General features: G+C 69.5%; 14 protein-coding genes and 4 pseudogenes. 4 read left to right on the forward strand and 14 right to left on the reverse strand.

The genetic code is table 11. The features are described from left to right. Positions 1-99: 99 nt before the first annotated feature. Positions 100-975, forward strand: coding sequence for an IS5 family transposase (locus ACLGIH_RS34170; RefSeq protein ID WP_416529116.1), 876 nt, complete (start codon positions 100-102; stop codon positions 973-975). A gap of 21 nt (positions 976-996) precedes the next feature. Here ACLGIH_RS34170 and ACLGIH_RS34175 read toward each other — a convergent pair whose 3' ends face one another. Next, positions 997-1,590, reverse strand: coding sequence for an SMI1/KNR4 family protein (locus ACLGIH_RS34175; protein WP_416529117.1), 594 nt, complete (start codon positions 1,588-1,590; stop codon positions 997-999). Between the two features lie 224 nt (positions 1,591-1,814). On the opposite strand from ACLGIH_RS34175, the pseudogene ACLGIH_RS34180 reads away from it, so the two are divergent. After that, a pseudogene (locus ACLGIH_RS34180) lies at positions 1,815-3,024 on the forward strand (IS3 family transposase). A gap of 19 nt (positions 3,025-3,043) precedes the next feature. Here ACLGIH_RS34180 and ACLGIH_RS34185 read toward each other — a convergent pair. The 8 genes and pseudogenes from ACLGIH_RS34185 to ACLGIH_RS34220 form a co-directional block, all read right to left on the reverse strand. Further along, a complete protein-coding gene (locus ACLGIH_RS34185) occupies positions 3,044-3,166 on the reverse strand; it encodes a hypothetical protein (protein WP_416529118.1) in 123 nt (40 codons plus the stop codon). Between the two features lie 214 nt (positions 3,167-3,380). Beyond that, positions 3,381-5,486, reverse strand: a complete 2,106-nt coding sequence (locus ACLGIH_RS34190) for an FG-GAP-like repeat-containing protein (RefSeq protein WP_416529560.1) — start codon at positions 5,484-5,486, stop codon at positions 3,381-3,383. Further along, positions 5,371-5,925 (reverse strand): hypothetical protein, encoded by a 555-nt coding sequence (locus tag ACLGIH_RS34195; protein ID WP_416529119.1) that lies wholly within the window; start codon positions 5,923-5,925, stop codon positions 5,371-5,373. Before ACLGIH_RS34195 ends, ACLGIH_RS34190 begins: the two co-directional genes overlap by 116 nt. A 26-nt stretch (positions 5,926-5,951) precedes the next feature. Next, a pseudogene (locus tag ACLGIH_RS34200) lies at positions 5,952-6,413 on the reverse strand (trypsin-like serine protease); the annotation flags it as partial. Positions 6,414-6,447: 34 nt separating this feature from the next. Next, complete coding sequence (locus ACLGIH_RS34205) at positions 6,448-6,954, reverse strand: hypothetical protein (protein ID WP_416529120.1); 507 nt, start codon at positions 6,952-6,954, stop codon at positions 6,448-6,450. A 269-nt stretch (positions 6,955-7,223) separates the two neighbouring features. Then, the gene (locus tag ACLGIH_RS34210; RefSeq protein WP_416529561.1) at positions 7,224-7,610 is read right to left on the reverse strand and encodes a hypothetical protein; all 387 of its coding nucleotides are present in this window, start codon (positions 7,608-7,610) and stop codon (positions 7,224-7,226) included. Next, positions 7,610-11,128: an ALF repeat-containing protein gene (locus ACLGIH_RS34215; protein WP_416529121.1), complete on the reverse strand. Its 3,519-nt coding sequence runs from the start codon at positions 11,126-11,128 to the stop codon at positions 7,610-7,612. The genes ACLGIH_RS34210 and ACLGIH_RS34215 overlap by 1 nt, the downstream gene beginning before the upstream one ends. A gap of 266 nt (positions 11,129-11,394) precedes the next feature. Beyond that, positions 11,395-11,798, reverse strand: a pseudogene (locus ACLGIH_RS34220) (transposase); the annotation flags it as partial. Positions 11,799-12,073: 275 nt separating this feature from the next. Between ACLGIH_RS34220 and ACLGIH_RS34225 the strand changes: the two are divergent. Further along, positions 12,074-12,349, forward strand: a complete 276-nt coding sequence (locus tag ACLGIH_RS34225) for a hypothetical protein (RefSeq protein WP_416529122.1) — start codon at positions 12,074-12,076, stop codon at positions 12,347-12,349. Positions 12,350-12,383: 34 nt separating this feature from the next. Here the strand turns inward: ACLGIH_RS34225 and ACLGIH_RS34230 are convergent, their stop codons facing one another. The 4 genes from ACLGIH_RS34230 to ACLGIH_RS34245 all read right to left on the reverse strand — a co-directional run bounded on the left by ACLGIH_RS34230 (position 12,384) and on the right by ACLGIH_RS34245 (position 16,079). Further along, complete coding sequence (locus ACLGIH_RS34230; RefSeq protein WP_416529562.1) at positions 12,384-12,779, reverse strand: DNA-binding protein; 396 nt, start codon at positions 12,777-12,779, stop codon at positions 12,384-12,386. A 152-nt stretch (positions 12,780-12,931) separates the two neighbouring features. Further along, complete coding sequence (locus ACLGIH_RS34235; RefSeq protein WP_473246766.1) at positions 12,932-14,026, reverse strand: IS701 family transposase; 1,095 nt, start codon at positions 14,024-14,026, stop codon at positions 12,932-12,934. A gap of 88 nt (positions 14,027-14,114) precedes the next feature. Beyond that, positions 14,115-14,864: a transposase gene (locus ACLGIH_RS34240; protein ID WP_416529123.1), complete on the reverse strand. Its 750-nt coding sequence runs from the start codon at positions 14,862-14,864 to the stop codon at positions 14,115-14,117. A gap of 276 nt (positions 14,865-15,140) precedes the next feature. Then, entirely contained in the window at positions 15,141-16,079 is a 939-nt protein-coding gene (locus ACLGIH_RS34245; protein WP_416529124.1) for a hypothetical protein, read from the reverse strand. Positions 16,080-16,216: 137 nt separating this feature from the next. On the opposite strand from ACLGIH_RS34245, the pseudogene ACLGIH_RS34250 reads away from it, so the two are divergent. Continuing rightward, positions 16,217-16,513 (forward strand): annotated as a pseudogene (locus ACLGIH_RS34250) (hypothetical protein); the annotation flags it as partial. Here ACLGIH_RS34250 and ACLGIH_RS34255 read toward each other — a convergent pair. Then, the gene (locus tag ACLGIH_RS34255; protein ID WP_416529125.1) at positions 16,402-17,343 is read right to left on the reverse strand and encodes a hypothetical protein; all 942 of its coding nucleotides are present in this window, start codon (positions 17,341-17,343) and stop codon (positions 16,402-16,404) included. The pseudogene ACLGIH_RS34250 and the gene ACLGIH_RS34255 sit on opposite strands and share 112 nt — an antisense overlap. Between the last annotated feature and the right edge of the window lie 199 nt (positions 17,344-17,542).

Consider the following 17,542-nt stretch of genomic DNA (forward strand, 5'->3'; position numbering starts at 1 on the left):
CAGTCACCATGCCCCTGAACACGGCCAGCAGACAGACCTAACGGAGTCCTACTAGGGCCTGTTGCGAAAGTTGATCAAGGTCGTGGATGATCGCCAGCCGTGGGACGTGGTGATCTGACGGACAACCAGTGGGAGCGTCTGGAGCCGTTGCTGCCGGCCGGGAAGAAGCCCGGCCGCCCTCGGACTTGGACACATCGGCAGCTGATCGACGGCATACGGTGGCGGACCAGGACCGGGGCGCCGTGGCGGGATCTTCCTGGGCGTTATGGGCCGTGGGACCGAGCTTATGACCTGTTCCGGCGATGGCAGCGCAACGGCACCTGGAATCGGATCTTGGAGAAGCTGCAGGCCGATGCTGACGCACAAGGTCTGATCAGATGGGACGTCAGCCTGGACTCCACAATCTCTCGGGCCCACCAGCACGCTGCCGGAGCGCGCAAAAGAGGGGACCTGCAGAAGGAGCCTCCCGGAGGCATCGACACCGAACCCGACGACCACGGCATCGGGCGCTCGTGCGGCGGCCTGACCACCAAGCTGCATCTGGCGGTCGAGCAGGGACAGAAACCACTGTCCCTGCTCGTCACCGCCGGCCAGCGACACGACAGCCCCCAGTTCCAGCTGGTCCTGGACGGTATCCGGGTCCCCCGAACCGGGCCGGGCCGACCACGTACGAAACCGGACAAGGTTCGCGCGGACAAGGCGTACGGCTCCCGCGCGAACCGCGCCTACCTGCGCAGACGAGGTGTGCGGTGCACTATCCCGGAGAAGGCCGACCAGGTTCGCAACCGCAAGAAGCTCGGTTCCCGGGGCGGCCGCCCGCCGGAGTTCGACAAGGACGACTACAAGGAGCGCCATGCCGTCGAGTGCGGGATCAACCGCCTGAAGCGCCACCGCGCGGTCGCCACGAGGTACGACAAGCTCGCCGTCCGATACCACGCGATCGTGCTGATCGCAGCCATCAACGAGTGGCTGTGACCAGCAGGGCCGCGACACCCCTTACTGGGTGGCGGGTTCACCGGAGTACCGGTCCAAGCCCGCCTTCCAGCGACGTTGCTGCGTGAGCCAGTGCACGTAGCGTGGTGAGGCGTCGCGGAGATCGATGCTGATCGGGTAAGGGTCGAACTCGTCCAGGAGCAGTTTGCGGAGGAATTCGACCATGCCGCAGGAGAACAGGGTGAAGTCCTCACGGGTGTGGCGACCGCAGACCAGGACCGGCCACCGATCAGGGTCAGCGTCGGTGGTCAGCCAGCAGAGGATGTCCGCGCCGGATGTGACACCCCAGGCGAGGATGTGGTCCGGGTCGATGTCGAGGCCCTCCTGGCCGTCCAGCATCTCCCAGGTGTAACGAGCGTTCTCCGTCTCCTCCTCGAAGGTCCCGGGATCCCATTGGATGTACTCCTTCGGCAAGGGCAAGAGGATGCAGACTTCCTCAAACGAGCCAGCACCCCACACGGACATGAAGGCCATGTAGTCCCGCGGGAGGCGCGTGCCCCACCTCGCCTCCGCGGCCGCCCAGTCGATCTCCTCGTCAGTGCCAAGATCAGCAGGAAGAATCCTGGCCAGCGCTGCGATACCTGTCGGGTCTTCCATGGCAATCCCTTCGATCAGACCGCCGAGAGCCTACGAGAACCCACTGACAACCAGCACGGTGGAGCCAGATGTTCCTGGCTGGGGCCAACACTTTCCCAACAGGCCCCAGTACTCCAGTGCGGTTTCGTGAGCTATCCAGCGGGTTCGTCGACGGTGGGCCCTGACCCCGGAGTTCGGACACCGGAGAGACTTGGATCTTGATGGTCCAGGAGAACGGAGTCCCCGTGGGGATGAAGCACTACCCCGCCGAGTTCAAGGCCGACGCGGTCGCGTTGTACCAGTCGCGTCCGGGAGCAACGATCAAGTCGGTCGCCGCCGACCTCGGAGTGAACACCGAGACGCTGCGGAACTGGATCCGGGCTGCCGACGGACGCCGCTCCGGTGTCCGCTCCGCCCCCGCGACGGCGTCGCAGCTTGCCGGTGACGCGGCTCAGGCGGAGCTGGCCGCCGCGAGGAAGAGGATCCGCGAGCTGGGGGAAGAACGCGACATCCTCCGCAAGGCGGCCCGGTATTTCGCAGGGGAGACGCGCTGGTGAACCGCTGCCAGTTCGTTGAGGACCACCAGCGCCGGTACGGCGTGAAGCGGCTCTGCGACATTCTCGGGATCGCCCGCTCGAGCTTCTATTACTGGCGCCGCACCACCCCGGCCCGCGTGGCCCGCCAGGCCGCCGACGACCGGCTCGCGGCCCGGATACGCAAGGTTCACCGGGACTCCGACGGCACCTACGGCGCCCCGAGGATCACCGCCGAGCTCCGCGACGAGGGCGGCCAGGCGGTCAACCACAAGCGCGTTGCGCGGATCATGCGGACCATCGGCCTCGAAGGGGTCCGTCTGCGGCGCCGGCACCGCACCACCATCGCCGACCCGGCCGCCGCGAAGGCCCCTGATGTGATCGGCCGCGACTTCACCGCGAACGAGATCAAACCAAGTACGTCGGCGACATCACATACTTGAGCGTCAGCGGCGGAAGATTCTGCTATCTCGCGACGGTGATCGACCTGTGTTCGCGCCGCCTGGCCGGCTGGGCGATCGCCGACCACATGCGCACCGAGCTCGTCGTCGACGCCCTCGCCGCCGCGGAACGGACCCGCGGCAGGCTCAACGGGGCGGTGATGCACACCGATCACGGGGCCCAGTACACCAGTCGGGTCTTCGCGGATGCCTGCCGCCGGGCCGGTGTCCTGCAGAGCATGAGCGCCGTCGGGTCCAGCGCGGACAACGCCGCCGCCGAATCGTTCAACGCCAGCTTCAAAAGGGAAACGCTGAAGGGCCGAAAGGGCTGGTCAAGCGAGCGCGAGGCCCGACTCGCCGCCTTCCGCTGGCTCCACCGTTACAACACCCGACGCCGTCATTCCCGGCTCGGCCAGCGAGCCCCGATCACCTACGAGAACGCCGTCCACCCAGCATCAACTACCCAGGCCCGAGCCGCATAGACGTGTTCAAACTCCGGGGTCAAGGCCCGCCGCCGGCAGTGAACGTCCACGCGGGCCGGTCCTCGCGCATCCGCTCGGCGTCGACCCGGATCATCGCATCCACCCCCTGCTCGCCGAGCCACTCGAGGATCAGCAGCGTCACGTCCTCCAGGCCCTGAGCCCCGTCCCCTCACACGCCGGACCTCAGGCACCCGCGGGCGCATACGGAACAGCGACAGGGCTGGCGTCGTGGCACGGTCACGTGGTGCGCGCCTGACCTCATGCCCGGTCCCCGCCCTGGTCCGGCCCGGCGGTTCCGGGGCGGCCGCAGGCCCGGACGTGGGAGCACGCCGGGCCTGCGGGTGTGTGAGGATCAGTCAGACGTAGTACGGGTGCATGAAGTGCGTCTGGCCGTATACGAAGCTGTTCGGTGAGGACTCCCAGCCCAGGAGGGCGCCGTTGAACATGGCGTCGGGCTTGGCCGTCCAGGTCCACAGGCGGACGACGCCGGTGGACGAGTCGCCGTACATGGCGCCGAGGTCGTCGCGGCCGTCGCCGTTGTAGTCGCCGACCACCAGCTGCATCGACGAGAATGTCAGGCTGCCGCTCAGGGTGAGCTTCGGCGTGGGACCGAAGGCGGTGCCCGTGGAGACAAGGGTCCGGACCGTGTCCGTGCCGTCGGTGTGGTCGTACCAGAACATCAGGTCGTCGCGGCTGTCGCCGTCGAAGTCACCGGTGCGCGGGTGGGCGCGGTTCCAGTCGAACGTGGTGGCCGCCGGGCCTGTCCACCACGTCGCCGGGGTGGTGAAGACACCGGTCGGCGTGGTGGGGAAGACGTACGTCTTGATGCTGTTGTCGCCCTGGCCGTAGAGCAGGCCCACCTCGTCGCGGCCGTCGCCGTTGAAGTCGCCGGTCACGAACTTGGAGCGGGAGGCCAGCCAGGTGCCCTTGGGGCCGGACCACTCGGACGGGATCAGCCGCACGACACCACCGTTGCCGTTCGACGTCAGCGTCCACAGCTTGGTGACGCCCGTGGTCCTGTCCACGTTCCAGATCGCCACGTCGTCGTAGCCGTCGCCGTTGTAGTCGCCGGCCAGCGGGGTCATGTAGGTCTCGTGGAAGGTGACGTGGTTCGGGACCACCTCCCACGCCTTGGTCGGCTCGCCGTAGGTGCCGTCCGCCTTGCCGAGCGCGATGAACAGCTTGACGCTGCTGTCCCCGTAGCCCTGGATCGCCATGAAGTCGGCGCGGCCGTCACCGTTGAAGTCGCCGGTGGCGCGCTTCATGTGCTCGTTGCCCCACTGGCCCACGGCCGAGGCGTACGTCTTCCGGTAGCCACTGAGGCTGCCGTCCGGCTTGCCGGAGAAGCTGTACGTGGCGTCCGTGCCCTGGGGGAAGTCGTACCAGGCCGACATGTCGCTGCGGCCGTCGTGGTCGAGGTCGCCCCGAACGGCGGTGTTGCTGGACCACACGGCGGCACCGGACGCGTCGCGGATAACGAAGTCGCCGGAGTCCAGGAGGGCCGCTCTGCCGCCGGTCGCGCTGGTGCCGGACTGCCACAGGATCGTGGTGCCTGCGGCGTCGCGGACCACGAGATTGCCGTCCGCGCCGAAGTGGGCCGTCGCGCCCGCGTTGCCGGCCGTGCCGGTGGACCACAGAGCCTTGCCCGCGACGGACGTGACGACCAGGTTGCCGTCCGCGCGCATCGCCACCCGGGCGGAGGCCGACACCAGGACGTCGCCCGCCCGGAGCGTCTGGTCGGCCGCGAGGGCCGAGCCGAAGCGCATGCCGTCCGTGCGGGTCGCCACCGCGCCCGTACGCGTCTGGGACGAGCCGAAGCAGCCGCCCTGCCAGGAACGGGTGTTGATGCCGACCAGCTCGAAACCGCCGCCGGACTTCTGGCGCAGGAGCGGGCCGCCGGTGTCGCCCGCGCAGATCGCGTCGTCGGCGGTGGCGCCCGAGAGGGACAGGGCTCCGCTCGTGACGGCGTCCACGCCGAAGGTCGCGGCGTGCAGCTTGTCGGGGCGCCACTCGGTCTTCGTACGGCCGAAGCCCGCCGCCTTCAGGACCTCGCCCTGGGCCACGGGCGTGGCGGCCAGCGGGACCGGGGTGACGCCGGTCGCCGGGGCGGTGAGGCGGGCCAGTACGAGGTCGGTGCCCTCGCGCGGCGCCAGCTCGACGACCTCGCTGACATGGCCGCCGGTGCCCGTGAGGTCGTTGCGGCCGACGGTCGCCACCGTCTTTAGGTCGGGTTTGCCCGCGGCAACCGTGCCACCCGCCACTGGGTCGGCGGCGAAACACGCGGCGGCCGTGAGGACCCACTGCGCGTCGATGAGCGCGCCCGAGCAGGATCGTGTCTGGTCGCCCTCACCGATGCGCAGGTCCGCGGTGAATGCGTACGAGGCGTCGGTGACGGCGGCGCCGACCACCGCGTTCGCGGGAATCGAGGTGCCGAGCAGACCGGCGGTGATACCGGCGGCTATTGCCGTCACCCAGGCTGAACGAGGGGATCTTCCGGTCACAGAGGTTCCTATCTGTTCTGTCGGAAAGGGTGATCAGCGGCCCGGAGGGATTCTCCAGGTCGCGGAGCTCCTCCACGGCGCGGCCGTGGAAGCGCATGGCCCGGGCCGGGCCGACGTCGTCGACACGGCGCTCCCAGAGGGCCGACGGGCCCTCTGGGTGGGATACGGGATGGTCGGGGTGCGCGTCGACGGCGACGCGGACCGCGCAGCCGGTGACGGTGACGGCGGTGACGGCCAGGTCAATCTCATGGGTCGTCATGCGGTCCGGAGTGAGCCCCACCACGAGGCGATGGAGCAGCGTCACTCCGGCCAAGCGATCGTCGTGGGGTTCGCTGCGCAGGTTGTGGGTGAACTCCCGGTGCTCGTCGAAGCCGTCGGCGTGCAGCAGGAGGCCGCTCATGTGATCAGCGGGCAGGCTGTTGACGAGGTCAGCTCCGCACCGGCCGCGGGCGCGGTGGTGGCGAGCTGGGCCGGGGTCACGTTGGTGACCGGCCGGTTGAGGCGGGCCAGGACCACATCGCGGTCCGTGCGCGGCACGATCTCGACGACGCGGCGCTCGGCGCCCTGCGTGCCGGGGAGGTCGGAGCGGCCGATGACGGAGGTGGTCGTCTTGGCGGGGACGCCGGACGGCACGGCGAGCGAGGCGGCCGGGTCCTCGGCGAAGCAGCTGGCCGCGGTGAGCAGCCATTCGGCGTCGACGAGGACGGCGGAGCAGCCGCGGTCGTGGGCACCGATGGTGATCTGTGCGGTGTAGGCGTGGGTGGTGTCCGAGTCGGCGACCGGTGTGCCGCCGGTGATGGCGACGGCGGGTGCCGCGCTCAGCGCGAGCGACCCGGCGGCCAGGACCGCGCCGAGCGCGGCCAGACGGGGACGTCTGATAGAAGACATACGAGTGGTTTCCTCAATCACAGGGCGAAGGCGACTAGCTGGTGACGCGGATCTCGACCAGGACGTGCTCGCGGCCGTCGACGGACTCGCCGACGCCCTTCCACGTGTCCGCGGGGATGTCGTACTCGACCTGGTCGCCCTCGGCGGTCATCTCCAGGTGGGTGGTGGTGGAGTCATCCGTCTTCACCCCGTGCACCGAGGGCAGTTCGAGGGTCAGAAAGCCCTCGTCGGCGGTGACCTTGAAGCAGACGTCCTCGTGGTCGCGCGCGAGGAACTGCAGGAGGTTGTCCCCGCTGGCGCAGTCGGCGAGCACGATGTGGCCGTCGCCGCGCTTGAGGACGACGTTCTGCTCGGCCAGGATCTTGTCGGCGTTGGGGTAGTTGTAGTCCTCGACGGCGTAGCCGGGCGCGGCCTCGGCGACGGTCCCGGTGGAGGACCCGGAGGCGGCACCCGCGCCGCCCTGAGCGAGCACGGCCCATGCCAGGGCGCCGGCGGTGGCCGCGGCGCCCAGAATGCGCACGAATGCGCTGCGTATCTTCATCACAGTCCTAGAAAGTCGACAGTTTTTGGGTTCAAGCCCCTTATCGAAGCGGGCACTTGGCGAGCACGTCCAATTCCTAAAACGGATAGAAATCGGGCGACCGGTGAGTGTGGATCGCGTTTCGCGCCACACTCGGGAAAGTGTTGTAGTGATCTTCGTAACGACTTCGTAATAGCTCGCAATGCGGCCCGCAGAGAGGCGGCGGGGAAGAAAGGAAATGGGTGCGAAGGAAAACTCCGCGACCTTACCGCCCTGCGCCGTCAGGCCACTCAGCTCGTCTTGTTGAGCTCCTGCGTGACCGGCCCGTCCGGATCGGACTGGAAGTACAGCGTGTCCTGATCGTCTACATAGAGCTGGATCCCGCCGGTCTTGCCGAGCCCGCCGTCCTCGACCCCCAAGTACACGAAATCGCTCGAAGTGCCCGGATCCTCATAATCCCAACTGCCGCTGAAATCGACCGGATCCGCGCCCTCGCTCGTCGTCACACGGGTGGCCGAGAACGTGCCGTCCGCCGAGAGCTCGATCTGCCCGCCGTCGTCGTTGCGGTACACGCCGGGCAGCTTCTCCGGGTCGACCGCCCCCGAGCACCCCGAGACGAGCACCGCGGAAGCGGCAAGCACAGCGAAGAGCCACCGTCCACTTGCCCTCTTGCGCATCACGGGCCCAGCGTAACGTTGAACTCGATCACCTGGGTCTTGGGCGACATCGGCCCCTCGTCACCGACGACCTTGTCGACGAACGCGCCCACGGTGTCGCTCCACCAGTCCGTGTACCCGATGACCGGCGGGTGCGTCGCCGACTCGATGTCCGATTCGTTGTACGCGGTGTAGCGCCAGGTGACCGATCCGTCCGGGTTCTCCCGGATGGGAGTCATACGGACCTGATGCGAGCCCAGGAACGTGTACGCGAGGTTGCCGGTGAGCCCGCCCGTGGTGAGCGTCCCGTAGTCCGTGACGTACTTGCCGGCGCCGTCGAAGCCGCTGAGCATGTAGTCGTCCATGTAGGTGTGACCCAGCTCGTACTTCCCGGTCCGCTGCCATTCGTTGAGGAAGTAGTCGAGGACCCCCTGCGTGTGCGCGTGCTCACGGTAGATGCGGGTGAACTCGTCGTCCGGGCCGAAACACTGTGACCTGGGGCCGGTGCCGGTGAGCCAGCTCCACCCCAGCTCCCACGGGTTGGTGTTGTTACGGTGCTCGATCGGGTCGCCGAACGGTGTCAGGCAGCTCTCGGCGCCGTCGGGCAGCCCGGTCTCGCCGTCGATCGGCACCTTCGAGTTGTCGATCGCGTCCTGGATCGCCTGCTGGATCGCGGCCTGGATGACCAGGATCCGCGCCTCGGTGGCGGCGATGGCCGCCTCGGCAAAGGACTTGCCCGCCGCGAGCTCCGCCTGCCGGGCCTTCGTCGCGGAGGCCTGCGCGTCAGCGGCGTAGGCCGCGGCGGTCGAGGCGGAGCGCACGGCCCGGTTGGCCGCGTCCCGCGCCACACTGCTCGCCTTGCGGGCCGCCGCGGCCGCGTTCGCCGCGGTCTGCGCGGACTGGGCGGCGGAGGCCGCGGAGGCTTCCGCGGCCGCCGCGTTCTTGCGGGCCTCCTCGGCGGAGGCCTTGGCGTCGGCCGCCCAGCCGTCGGCCTTGCTGGCCCACTCGGTGGCTTCCTGGGCGGCCTGCCGGGCGATGGCCGCGGCCTCGGAGGCGCGTGCCGCGTCCTCGAGCGCGTCCTCGGCGATCTTGGCCGCCCGCGCGATCGCCGCACGGATCGCGCTGATGTGCGTGGCGTGATCGTGGTCGATGCGCGCGAACTCGTGCTGCGTCGTGCCGATGAACTGGCGCAGCATGTGCGTATCGCCTTCGAGAGCGACCTTCGCCGCGGCCTGTACGTACGGGCCGCCGGTCTCCAGGAGCGTGGTGGCCGCCACCTTGTCGTCCTCGTGGACGGCCGCGGCGCGCTCCACGTGCAGGAAGGTGTGCAGCGCCTCGGCGGAGCCGTCCGTCAGGGCGGCCTCGGCGGCACGCCGTACGGCGGTACCGGTGGAGGAGTCCGCGAGGAGCGTGGTGATCTCCACCTCGTTGTCGTCCCTGGCCGCCTCGACCGCGCCCTTTTCCAGGAACGTCCTGATGGTGGCGGCGTCCTCGGTCTGCAGCGCCGCCGCTGCGGCCTCGGCCACGTTCTGCGTGGAGATGGCGGCGACGGCCGCGGCGTTCTCCGCGTTGTCCTGCTGCAGCGCGATGACCCGGTCGGCCTCGATCCAGCGCAGTACGTCCTCGTCCGAGCCGGCCAGCGCGAACTCGGCGGCCTCGCGGGTCCACGTACCGGACCGGTCGAGCAGATGGACGGCGGCCTGCCGGCCCTTGCTCACGGCCTCCCCGGTCCGGCCGTCGGCGAGCGCCGCCTCCATCGCGGTGATCAACGCGACGAGTTCGTCGGACAGCCGCGCCTCCTGCGTACGCTCCCGGTTGGCGCGCTCCAGACGGTCGGTCTCCTCCCTCCGCTGCTGCTTGGCGACCTCGATCGCTTCCTCGGTCTCCTCGTTGAGCCGCGCGATCTCGGCGTCCCGGGCCTCCTGCTCGACCGTACGCGCCTCGGTGACGGCGTCGTACGCCTTGTTCGCGGCCTCCACGGCGGCGTTCGCGGCGGCGGTGGAGCGGTTGGCGTAGTCCACGGCCTCGCCGGCGTGCCGGGCCGCTTCCTCGGCGGCATCGGCCGCCTTCTCCGCGTGGTCGGCCGCGCTGTCGGCGGCGGCGGACGCGGTACGCGCGGCGGCGGCCGACCTACGGGACAGGGTCGAGGCCCGGCTCGCGGCCGCCGTGGCCCGGCCGGCGGCGGCCTCCGCGATGGCGGCCTGGCGCTGCGCTTCGGCGGCCTCGGACTGCGCGGCACCGGCGGACACGGCGGCGTCGGCCGAAGCGCGCGCGGCGGCGGCCGAGTCGACCGCGGCACCCGCGGCGGCGTTGCCCGCGGCCTCGGCCGCATCGGAGGCGAGGGCCGCGAGCCTGGCCTTCGCGGCCACGGTGCGCACCCAGTCGACCATGAGCCGCGCGGCCTGCGCCGCCTGGTTGGCGGCCTCCGCCATGTTCGCGTTCTTGGAGGCGCTGATCGCGGCGCGGTAGGCACGCGATGCGGCGCGCCCCGCAGCGGCGGCGGCTGCCGCGGCGGCGTTCGCGGCGGCCACGGAACGCCGGGCCGCGGCCTGCGCGGTACGCGAGGCGGACACCGCGGTCGACGCGGCGGCCGCGGCACCCTGGGCGGCCCGCGCCGCCTTGTTCGCGGCTCTGGCCGAGCGCTGCACGTCCTGCTCGGCGGCCTGCGCCTCGGCCTTCGCCTCCAGCGCGGCCGCCTTGGCCTTCCCGGCGGCCTGGACCGCCTGCTCGGACAGCTCGACCGCTTCGTCGGTCTTGCGCTCCGCGCGCCGCCCCTCCGACTCCACGATCTTGACCAGCTGCTGGATCTCCGCCGACTCCTCGTCCCGCGCCCGGGCGATGTACTGCCCCGTCGTCAGGAACCACTGGATCGCCCGCGGCGATCCGTCGTCGAGCGCCCGCTCCGCGTACTCCCGCACCTGCGGCGAGGCGGTCACGAGGATGGAGGTCACCTGGACGCGCTGGTCCTCGCCGTGTGCGTCGTACTGCCCGGTGCTGAGGAAGTCCCGCAGTGCGAAGTCCGTACCGGTCGCGAGCGCCTCGGAGGACTCACGCTTCACGGCCTTGCCGCCATGCGCGTTGACCGTGGTCACGGCCACTTCGAGGTCCTCGTGCACCGCCGACTCGAAGCCGCCCTGCAGATAGGCGGCGACCGCCGCGTCCCCGCCGGACAGCGCCTGCCCGATCCCGGCACGCGTCGCCTTGCCCGCGCTGACCAGGGCCTCGGTGAGCGTGAACCGGTTGTCCTCGGCCGTGGCCGCCGGCAGCCTCTCGCCGAGGAACGTGGCCACGTCGTCCGCGCTGCCCACGAGCGCCGCCGCCGCGGCCGTGCGCACCGCGCGGCCGCCGGTCCGGTACGCCTGCACGACCTTGCCGCGGTCGGTATCGGGCAGCCGTGTACCGCCGTCGGCCGCCGCCGTGCCCGCCGCGTACGCGGGCCGGGACCCGAACGCCCCCAGGGGCAGTGCGGTACCTGCCGCGATCCCGCCGAAAATGGCCAGTGACTGACGTCTGCTAAATATCCGCGGTGGTTGTGACATCACGACTCCCGTCTCGATTACGAGGGGAAGTCTCGTCACCCCCCTGCGGTCCAAGACCTCTATCGAAGCCGGGGCTTGGTGGACTCGTCCAATGCAGAAACCGGGTAGAAACCGGGTAATCCTCGAGTATCCGTCATGATGTACGTCACGCTCTGAAAGGGTTGTGATGATCTTGATAACGAATTGGTGGAGATCCCGATTTGGGCTTGGAGTCACCGCCGTTCGGATGCAGTTGGGCCCCGGGGATCGCGACACGACGCTGTTGGTCAATTCGGGGGCAGGCCCTTCTCGGCCCCGCCGGGCTTCGGCTCGGCGGGGCCGAGTGCTGCGAAGTGGCGGGTGCGGGTGCGGGCCCGGGGTGCGCCGGTGAGGTGGGCGTCGATGCGGGCGAGTTTGATTGCGGCGCCGGTGAGCTGGTGCTGGGGGCCGGTTTTCGCGAGGCCGCGGTAGCGGGGTCTGCGCAGACCGCAGCGTTGGACGCCCTGGGCGATGGCGCCCTCGGCTCCGGCGCGGGTTTTGTAGCGGTCCTTCCAGGTGTCGTGTCCTGCTCGGCGCGGGCCTGGCGGAGGGCTTCGTGTTCTTCGCGGGGCCGCGGGGCCAGGCACCGACCGAGGCTTGAGGTGGTGCACTGCTCGCGGACCGGGCAGGGGCGGCACTGGCGGTCGTTGAAGATCCCGCACAGCTGCGGACGTACGCGGAAACGACCGTGATCAGGGGGCCCTTCCTGTCTGGAGGAGGGGCCGTCTGCTGTATGCAGTGCGCCACGGACGTGCGGTGCCGGACCTCGTCTCCAGGGGGGTGCCGACCTCGCGCTCGCCCACGATTCCGTCCCGGCCCGGCTCGCCGCACGGACGGTGCGGAGAAGCCCTCCTCGCCGAAGCGGTGCCAGGAGTCGCTGCGGGGTGGGGCGCCCACGCTCAGGGTGAACTGGGTGGTGGCGTTCGGGTGGTAGCCCACCGGGGTGGAGGAGAACGCGCCGAACTCGCGGCCGATGGGGTCGGTGTTCTCGTCGAACCCGATCGGCGCGCCACGCGGGGGCAGTGTGGGTGCGGCGCCCTTGAACTCCGCGTACCGCTGCTCGGCGAGCAGCTCGAGCGTCTTCCTGCGGTCCTCGTCGGTGAGGGAGTCGTGGAAGCCCTGGGAGTAGTTGCGGGCGATGTCGTACATGACGACCGCGGCGACCGCCTTGATGCGCTCGACGAACTCGCCGCCGGTCACTGACGAGGAAGGCGTACAGGCCGGCCTCGTCGGCGGTTCAGACCTTCTCGGCGGTCACGCGCGGGTGGTCGGTCGTGAGCATGGTGATGTCCTCGACGTCGGGCGTCAGGATGGTGATGCGGCCCGGCTGAGCGAGGGCGGTGGCGCAGAGCATGGCGTCGATGGCGTACTTGTGGCCATGCAGCCCGGCCGCGCGCAGTAGGGTGGCGGCGGCCTGGGCGAGGGCCTGGGTGACGGGCTCGACCCGGAGCCGGGAGAGCGTCCACTTGAGCGCGGCGTCGTTGATCTTGGGGTGGATCACCTCGACGAGGACCGCGGCCGAGGTGAGTACGGGAAGGTCGGCGTCGCGGGCGGCGGTGAGCCATTCGTGGACTTCCCGGTCGCGTTGTACGGCTTTAGTACTGCAACGGTGGTTGGTCTGAGTGCTGGGCAGTTTTCAGGGGCTGTTTCCGCGTCGTTTGTAGTGGCTGGTGCGGGCTTGGTGTTGGCGTCGTCGGCGCCAGTGTGACCAGTGCAGGATGTGCTCGGCAGGGGCGGGGCGGCGGTCGGTGAGGCGGGTGATCAGGCGCCGGATTTCAGCGAGGCTCAGGTGGGTGAGCTGGGAAGATCCGTTTCGGCTTTCTCCGCATCCAGCTCCCGCGCCCGCAGGACGGTCAGGCAGGCGTGGGCTGCCATGGCGAGGGTCATGTGCCGGTGCCAGCCGGGATAGCGGCGGACCTGGTAATCGTCCAGGCCGCACTCCTGCTTCGCCGTCTGGAAGCATTCCTCGACCGCCCACCTGCTTCCGGCGATGCGGATGAGCTCGTCCAGCGTGGTGCCGGCGGCACAGTAGGCGATGTAGTAGGAGATCTCCTCGGGGCGGCTGACGCTGCGGCGGGCGATTACCCAGTGGCGGCGGTCCGGACGGTGCCAGGGCCGCACCTCGACACGGGCCCAGTCGTAGATGCGCTGGCCGTGGGCGCCCTCGCCGCAGGACCGGCGTTTCCACTTCTGGCGGGGCAGGTTCGAAAACAGGTCGTGGACAGGGTGGTCGAGTGCCCAGCGGGTGACGACGGTGTCGTGGCGGGTGGTGGCCATGACGTGGAAGACGTCCGCCTGCTCCAGCTCGAACCGCCAGCCCTTGCTGAAGCCGTAGGCGGCATCCGCGGTCACCCAACCGAACGGAATACGGTCCGCGATGGCCCGGCGGACCATCGTCTTGGCCATGGCCATCTTCGTCTCGAACGCGACCTCGTCACTGATGCCCGCCCGTCGGCAGCGCTGGCGGTCGTCCGTCCAGGACGTGGGCAGATACAACCGGCGGTCGATCAGCGTGCGCCCGCGGCTGGTGGCGTAGGCGAGGAACACGCCGATCTGACAGTTCTCGGTGCGGCCCGCGGTTCCGGAGTACTGCCTTTGCACGCCGGCCGACCGGAGACCCCTTTCCAGGAAGCCGGTGTCGTCGACGATCAAAACGGCATCCCGGTCTCCGAGGTGTTCGACGACGTAGTCGCGGACATCGTCCAGGACCTCGTCGGCGTCCCACTCGATCCGGTTCAGCATCCGCTGGATACGGTCCGGGACGTCATGCCCGGCCTCCTCGGCCAGCGCCCAGCCGTTCTTGCGCTCAAGCGGAGCAATCAGCCCCCGCATGTACGCGAGAGCTGATTCCCGCCCGACCTGGCTGTCTGGCTGTTGCATTGTCGGCCCCGAGGGATGCCACCACGTGTGCTGGCGGGTGTCCGTGACCTCATAGGAGCTTGGCCACCAGTCCCATCACTGAGCTTCTTCAGCGTTGCCTCTCCAGGGTGAGGACGGCTTTGGCGATTGACGTCATGCGGTTTGGGCTGCATCGGGATCTGCGGAAGATCCGCCAGGACTTCAGTCGTGCGACGCCGCGTTCGACCGGTGCCCGGGCAGCGGCCAACGCCCGGTTGACGGTCTTCTCGGTGGTGGTGAGTTGCTGCAGGGGCTTGCGTTTGATGCCTGTGGTCAGCCAGGGGCCGCCGTCCTGGTAGGCGAGATCGGCCAGGATGGGGACGCCCTGGCGCTCGCAGATGCGGATGATGCGGTGGGTGCGGGCGGCGGTCAGGTCGTGGGCACGGCCCGGCAGCGCGGGTGAGAGCCACAGCAGCCGACCGCCCGGATCGGTGACCACCTGCACGTTCACCCCGTGCCGGCGGTGCTTGTGGGAGTAGTCCGCGCGTGAGTCGCCGACCCGGTCGCACTCGGCGAGCGTGCCGTCCAGCAGGACCAAGTCGGGGCCGGCCTCGCGCAGGACTTTCAGCAGACCCGGCGCTCGTTCGGCGAGCAGGTGGATAACCGTGCTGGTGTAGGCGTGGGCGGTGGACTCGCTGACCCCGAACCCGGCAGCGATCTTCGCCAGGGTCACATGTTCACGCAGGTACACCAGTGCCATCATCGCGCGCTGAGACGGGCGGAGCTTGCAGCGCCGGTCGCCCTCACGGGTGACGATGAGCATGGTGACCCACTCCACGAGCGCATGGGGCAAGTCGAGTGCGGCAGGATAGATGACCAACGAGGCCCCCGAGCAGCGTGATTGAGACGTCAGACACCTCGATCAACAGCCCGGGGGCCTCGTTCGTTGCGGCTCGCGACTGTCACCTGATCGGTGGCCAGCTCGAAGAAGCTCACTGTGTCCGTCTGCCCGGGCAGCACGCGCTGTTCATACGGCTCGGACGGAAGGACGGCAGACCGAGCATGACCCAGCCAGCGAAAGTGATGGGGATTCTTGGAATCGGCTCCGGCCGCAGTTCCGTGAGGCCGACGCGTGTGGCCATGCGGTGCGGGAAGCTCAGAGAGCCCCGGGGGCGCCCGTGACGGCGAACTGCTCAACGGCACGGCGAAGTTGTTCAAGAAAGTCTCTCAGGTCGGCAGCCACGGAATAGAAGTCGTCGTTCCAGGCTGCGGTCCTGGACTTGTGGACTGCGCCGTTGCCCGTCAGAGCGAAGAGTCTGCCCCCGCCGTCGCTGCCGAATACGACTCCGTGCGCGCCGTTCGTGAGGGGGACCGCGCCGTACTCATCCAGGTGCTCAGTCACAGTGGAGGGTGGGTGGATGAAGTACCCGTTGCCTATGTCGGGCATGGACACGCTGTCAATCACGGCGTAGAGCGACAGCAGGGCCCCATGTTCCGGCCGGTGGTTCGCCAGAAGGGCGACCGCAGCCCGCGTCTCATCATCTGCCGGCGCCACATTGTTGTTCCCCGCGGGGTAGCCGTGCGTCTCCTCGAAGGATCCCATCAGCCCGCTCACGCCTTGTGACACCTCCTGGCACCACGCGTGCAGCCAGGATGAGTCGAGACCACGCTCAGCCACGCAGTAGTCCTCTGAAGTCGAGTCGATGGTGCACGCCGCTGGCGTGCGGCTTCGCCATCTCATGGGCAGATCAGGATGTGGGACCGAAGGGGGGCGAACGAGGCCCGGCCGTACATCGCTCGCTTGAGTGTTTTGATCCGATTCACGTGTCCTTCGACGAAGCCAGAACTCGAGGGTCAGACCAGCGCCTGACGGCGTCGAGGTCATGGCGGAGGATGCGCCGAAGCCCTGCATCGGCTTCGGCGCATCCTGCTCGGCCTGACGGATCCACTCCAGCAGCAGGTGGCCGCGCCGGTGACGCACCAGGTCGGCGAAGACGCGGGCCAGGTCGCAGACACGGGTGAGGTCCGGGCAGGCGGGCCGGACCTCCAGCAGTCGCCTGCCCTGGCTCTCGGTCAGGGTCTCGCGGGGCCGCATGATCCAGGAGGTGATCTTGCGGGGGCCGGGGGTGTTTGCCCAGGGCGTCCGGGTCGGCTTCCTTGACGCCTTGGTGTAGGCGGTAGCCCGGTCATGGCAGATGATCTCCGCGCCGGGATGCTCCTGTCGGTGGACTTCAGGCGTCGACGGCCGCTGTCCTGGAGGCGGGACCCGATGGGCTCGGTGCTCGGCGGGCAGCGGTGGTGCTGGGCTGGGACAGTGCCTCCGCCTCCCGCGTCGAGGGAGCGGGAGCCCGTCTGAAACGGCTGGAGGGACGGGGCTGGCTGGTCGGTCGAACTGCGTGGCGTCATGGCCACCGCGATCACTCGAAGGCGACCATCCATGCCGACCCACCGCCAGGTACTTCCCCCGGAGGCTTCGGGTCACCGGGGATCAGCGCGTTCCTTGTCGCCTGCCACACCCTGCGCACGTGAGCGGGGTCGTAGTCGCGGTAGTCGTCCGTCGCCTTCAGCCAGAACGAACCGTTCGGCAGGACTTCGACCTCGCTGAAGGCTCCGGTCGAGCGGAGAGCGTCCGCGCCGCCGAGCGCCTGTGCCGCCGGTTCGGGAGCGACCGTGATCCAGGAGTACCCACGCAGCCGGTCCGGCCATTCCGTCGTGTTCGCCGCGGGGTCCGACCGCATGCCGCGCAAGCACTTTTCCCACTCCGTCTGGCTGTCCGGGGTCTCGTGCGAGAGATGGGCGAAGACGACGGGGTACGCGTGGGCGAATTCGCGCAGGACGGAGGCCAGCGTGCGCTGGTTCGCACCGCCTCTCCCGGTGCCGAGGAGCTGCTGTTCCTCCACGTGCCAGCGGAGCCTCACGTGGCCGGCCAGGTCCTCGTCGAAGGCGACGGACAGCCTGGCCGGGCCCGGCCCGCCTGACGTAACCTCCTCGCCCCCTCCGACCTCTACTGCGACCGACTCGGCCCGGGCCTCGATCTGCTCACGCAGCCACGGCACGGAATCGGGACCATACGGGTTGTACAGCACGCCCCAGGAATCGGCGGGAGAGGCGGTGATGTAGCCCCACGCCGCGCCCGTGTCGCCTCCGAGCAGGGCATGGGGAATGCTCTGGTATCCGCTGGCTGCGACCTTCACCGCCGGGTTGAACGCCTGAACGTCGAGGCCGCCGGAGGCGGACTGCACGCCGTCGGTCAGCCACGCCAACGCGACCCGGGTCGCCGAAGGCTCGTCGTCGCAGCGAACGGTCAGCTCGGCGACAAGGCCACGGCTGAGCCCCGGTGCCCGGGGCTCAGAAGACATGGTCACCGACTCCTCCAGAGGAGCTGCCCTGCAGACAAGCCAGCAACCAGTCGGGCTCATCGGGAACCCGTGCGGGCGTTGCCACCACTGGTTTCCTTAAGAATTGAGGCGGTCCAGGAGGACCGGGGTGTGGCTGACGGGTTTCTGCCGTTGATGGCTCGGAAGGATTGGCCGCCCGGTCCTCCGGGACGCTCCGACT

The sequence above is a fragment of the Streptomyces hamibioticus genome (assembly GCF_047946815.1).
In the GTDB taxonomy this organism is placed as follows: domain Bacteria; phylum Actinomycetota; class Actinomycetes; order Streptomycetales; family Streptomycetaceae; genus Streptomyces.

Excerpts from the sequence above, each read along its gene's own strand:
- ACLGIH_RS34175 (WP_416529117.1), bottom strand. The coding sequence starts at position 1,590 with ATGGAAGACCCGACAGGTATCGCAGCGCTGGCCAGGATTCTTCCTGCT.
- ACLGIH_RS34195 (WP_416529119.1), bottom strand. The coding sequence starts at position 5,925 with ATGAGCGGCCTCCTGCTGCACGCCGACGGCTTCGACGAGCACCGGGAG.
- ACLGIH_RS34205 (WP_416529120.1), bottom strand. The coding sequence starts at position 6,954 with ATGAAGATACGCAGCGCATTCGTGCGCATTCTGGGCGCCGCGGCCACC.
- ACLGIH_RS34210 (WP_416529561.1), bottom strand. The coding sequence starts at position 7,610 with ATGCGCAAGAGGGCAAGTGGACGGTGGCTCTTCGCTGTGCTTGCCGCT.
- ACLGIH_RS34215 (WP_416529121.1), bottom strand. The coding sequence starts at position 11,128 with ATGTCACAACCACCGCGGATATTTAGCAGACGTCAGTCACTGGCCATT.
- ACLGIH_RS34235 (WP_473246766.1), bottom strand. The coding sequence starts at position 14,026 with ATGCAACAGCCAGACAGCCAGGTCGGGCGGGAATCAGCTCTCGCGTAC.
- ACLGIH_RS34245 (WP_416529124.1), bottom strand. The coding sequence starts at position 16,079 with ATGCGGCCCCGCGAGACCCTGACCGAGAGCCAGGGCAGGCGACTGCTG.
- ACLGIH_RS34255 (WP_416529125.1), bottom strand. The coding sequence starts at position 17,343 with ATGTCTTCTGAGCCCCGGGCACCGGGGCTCAGCCGTGGCCTTGTCGCC.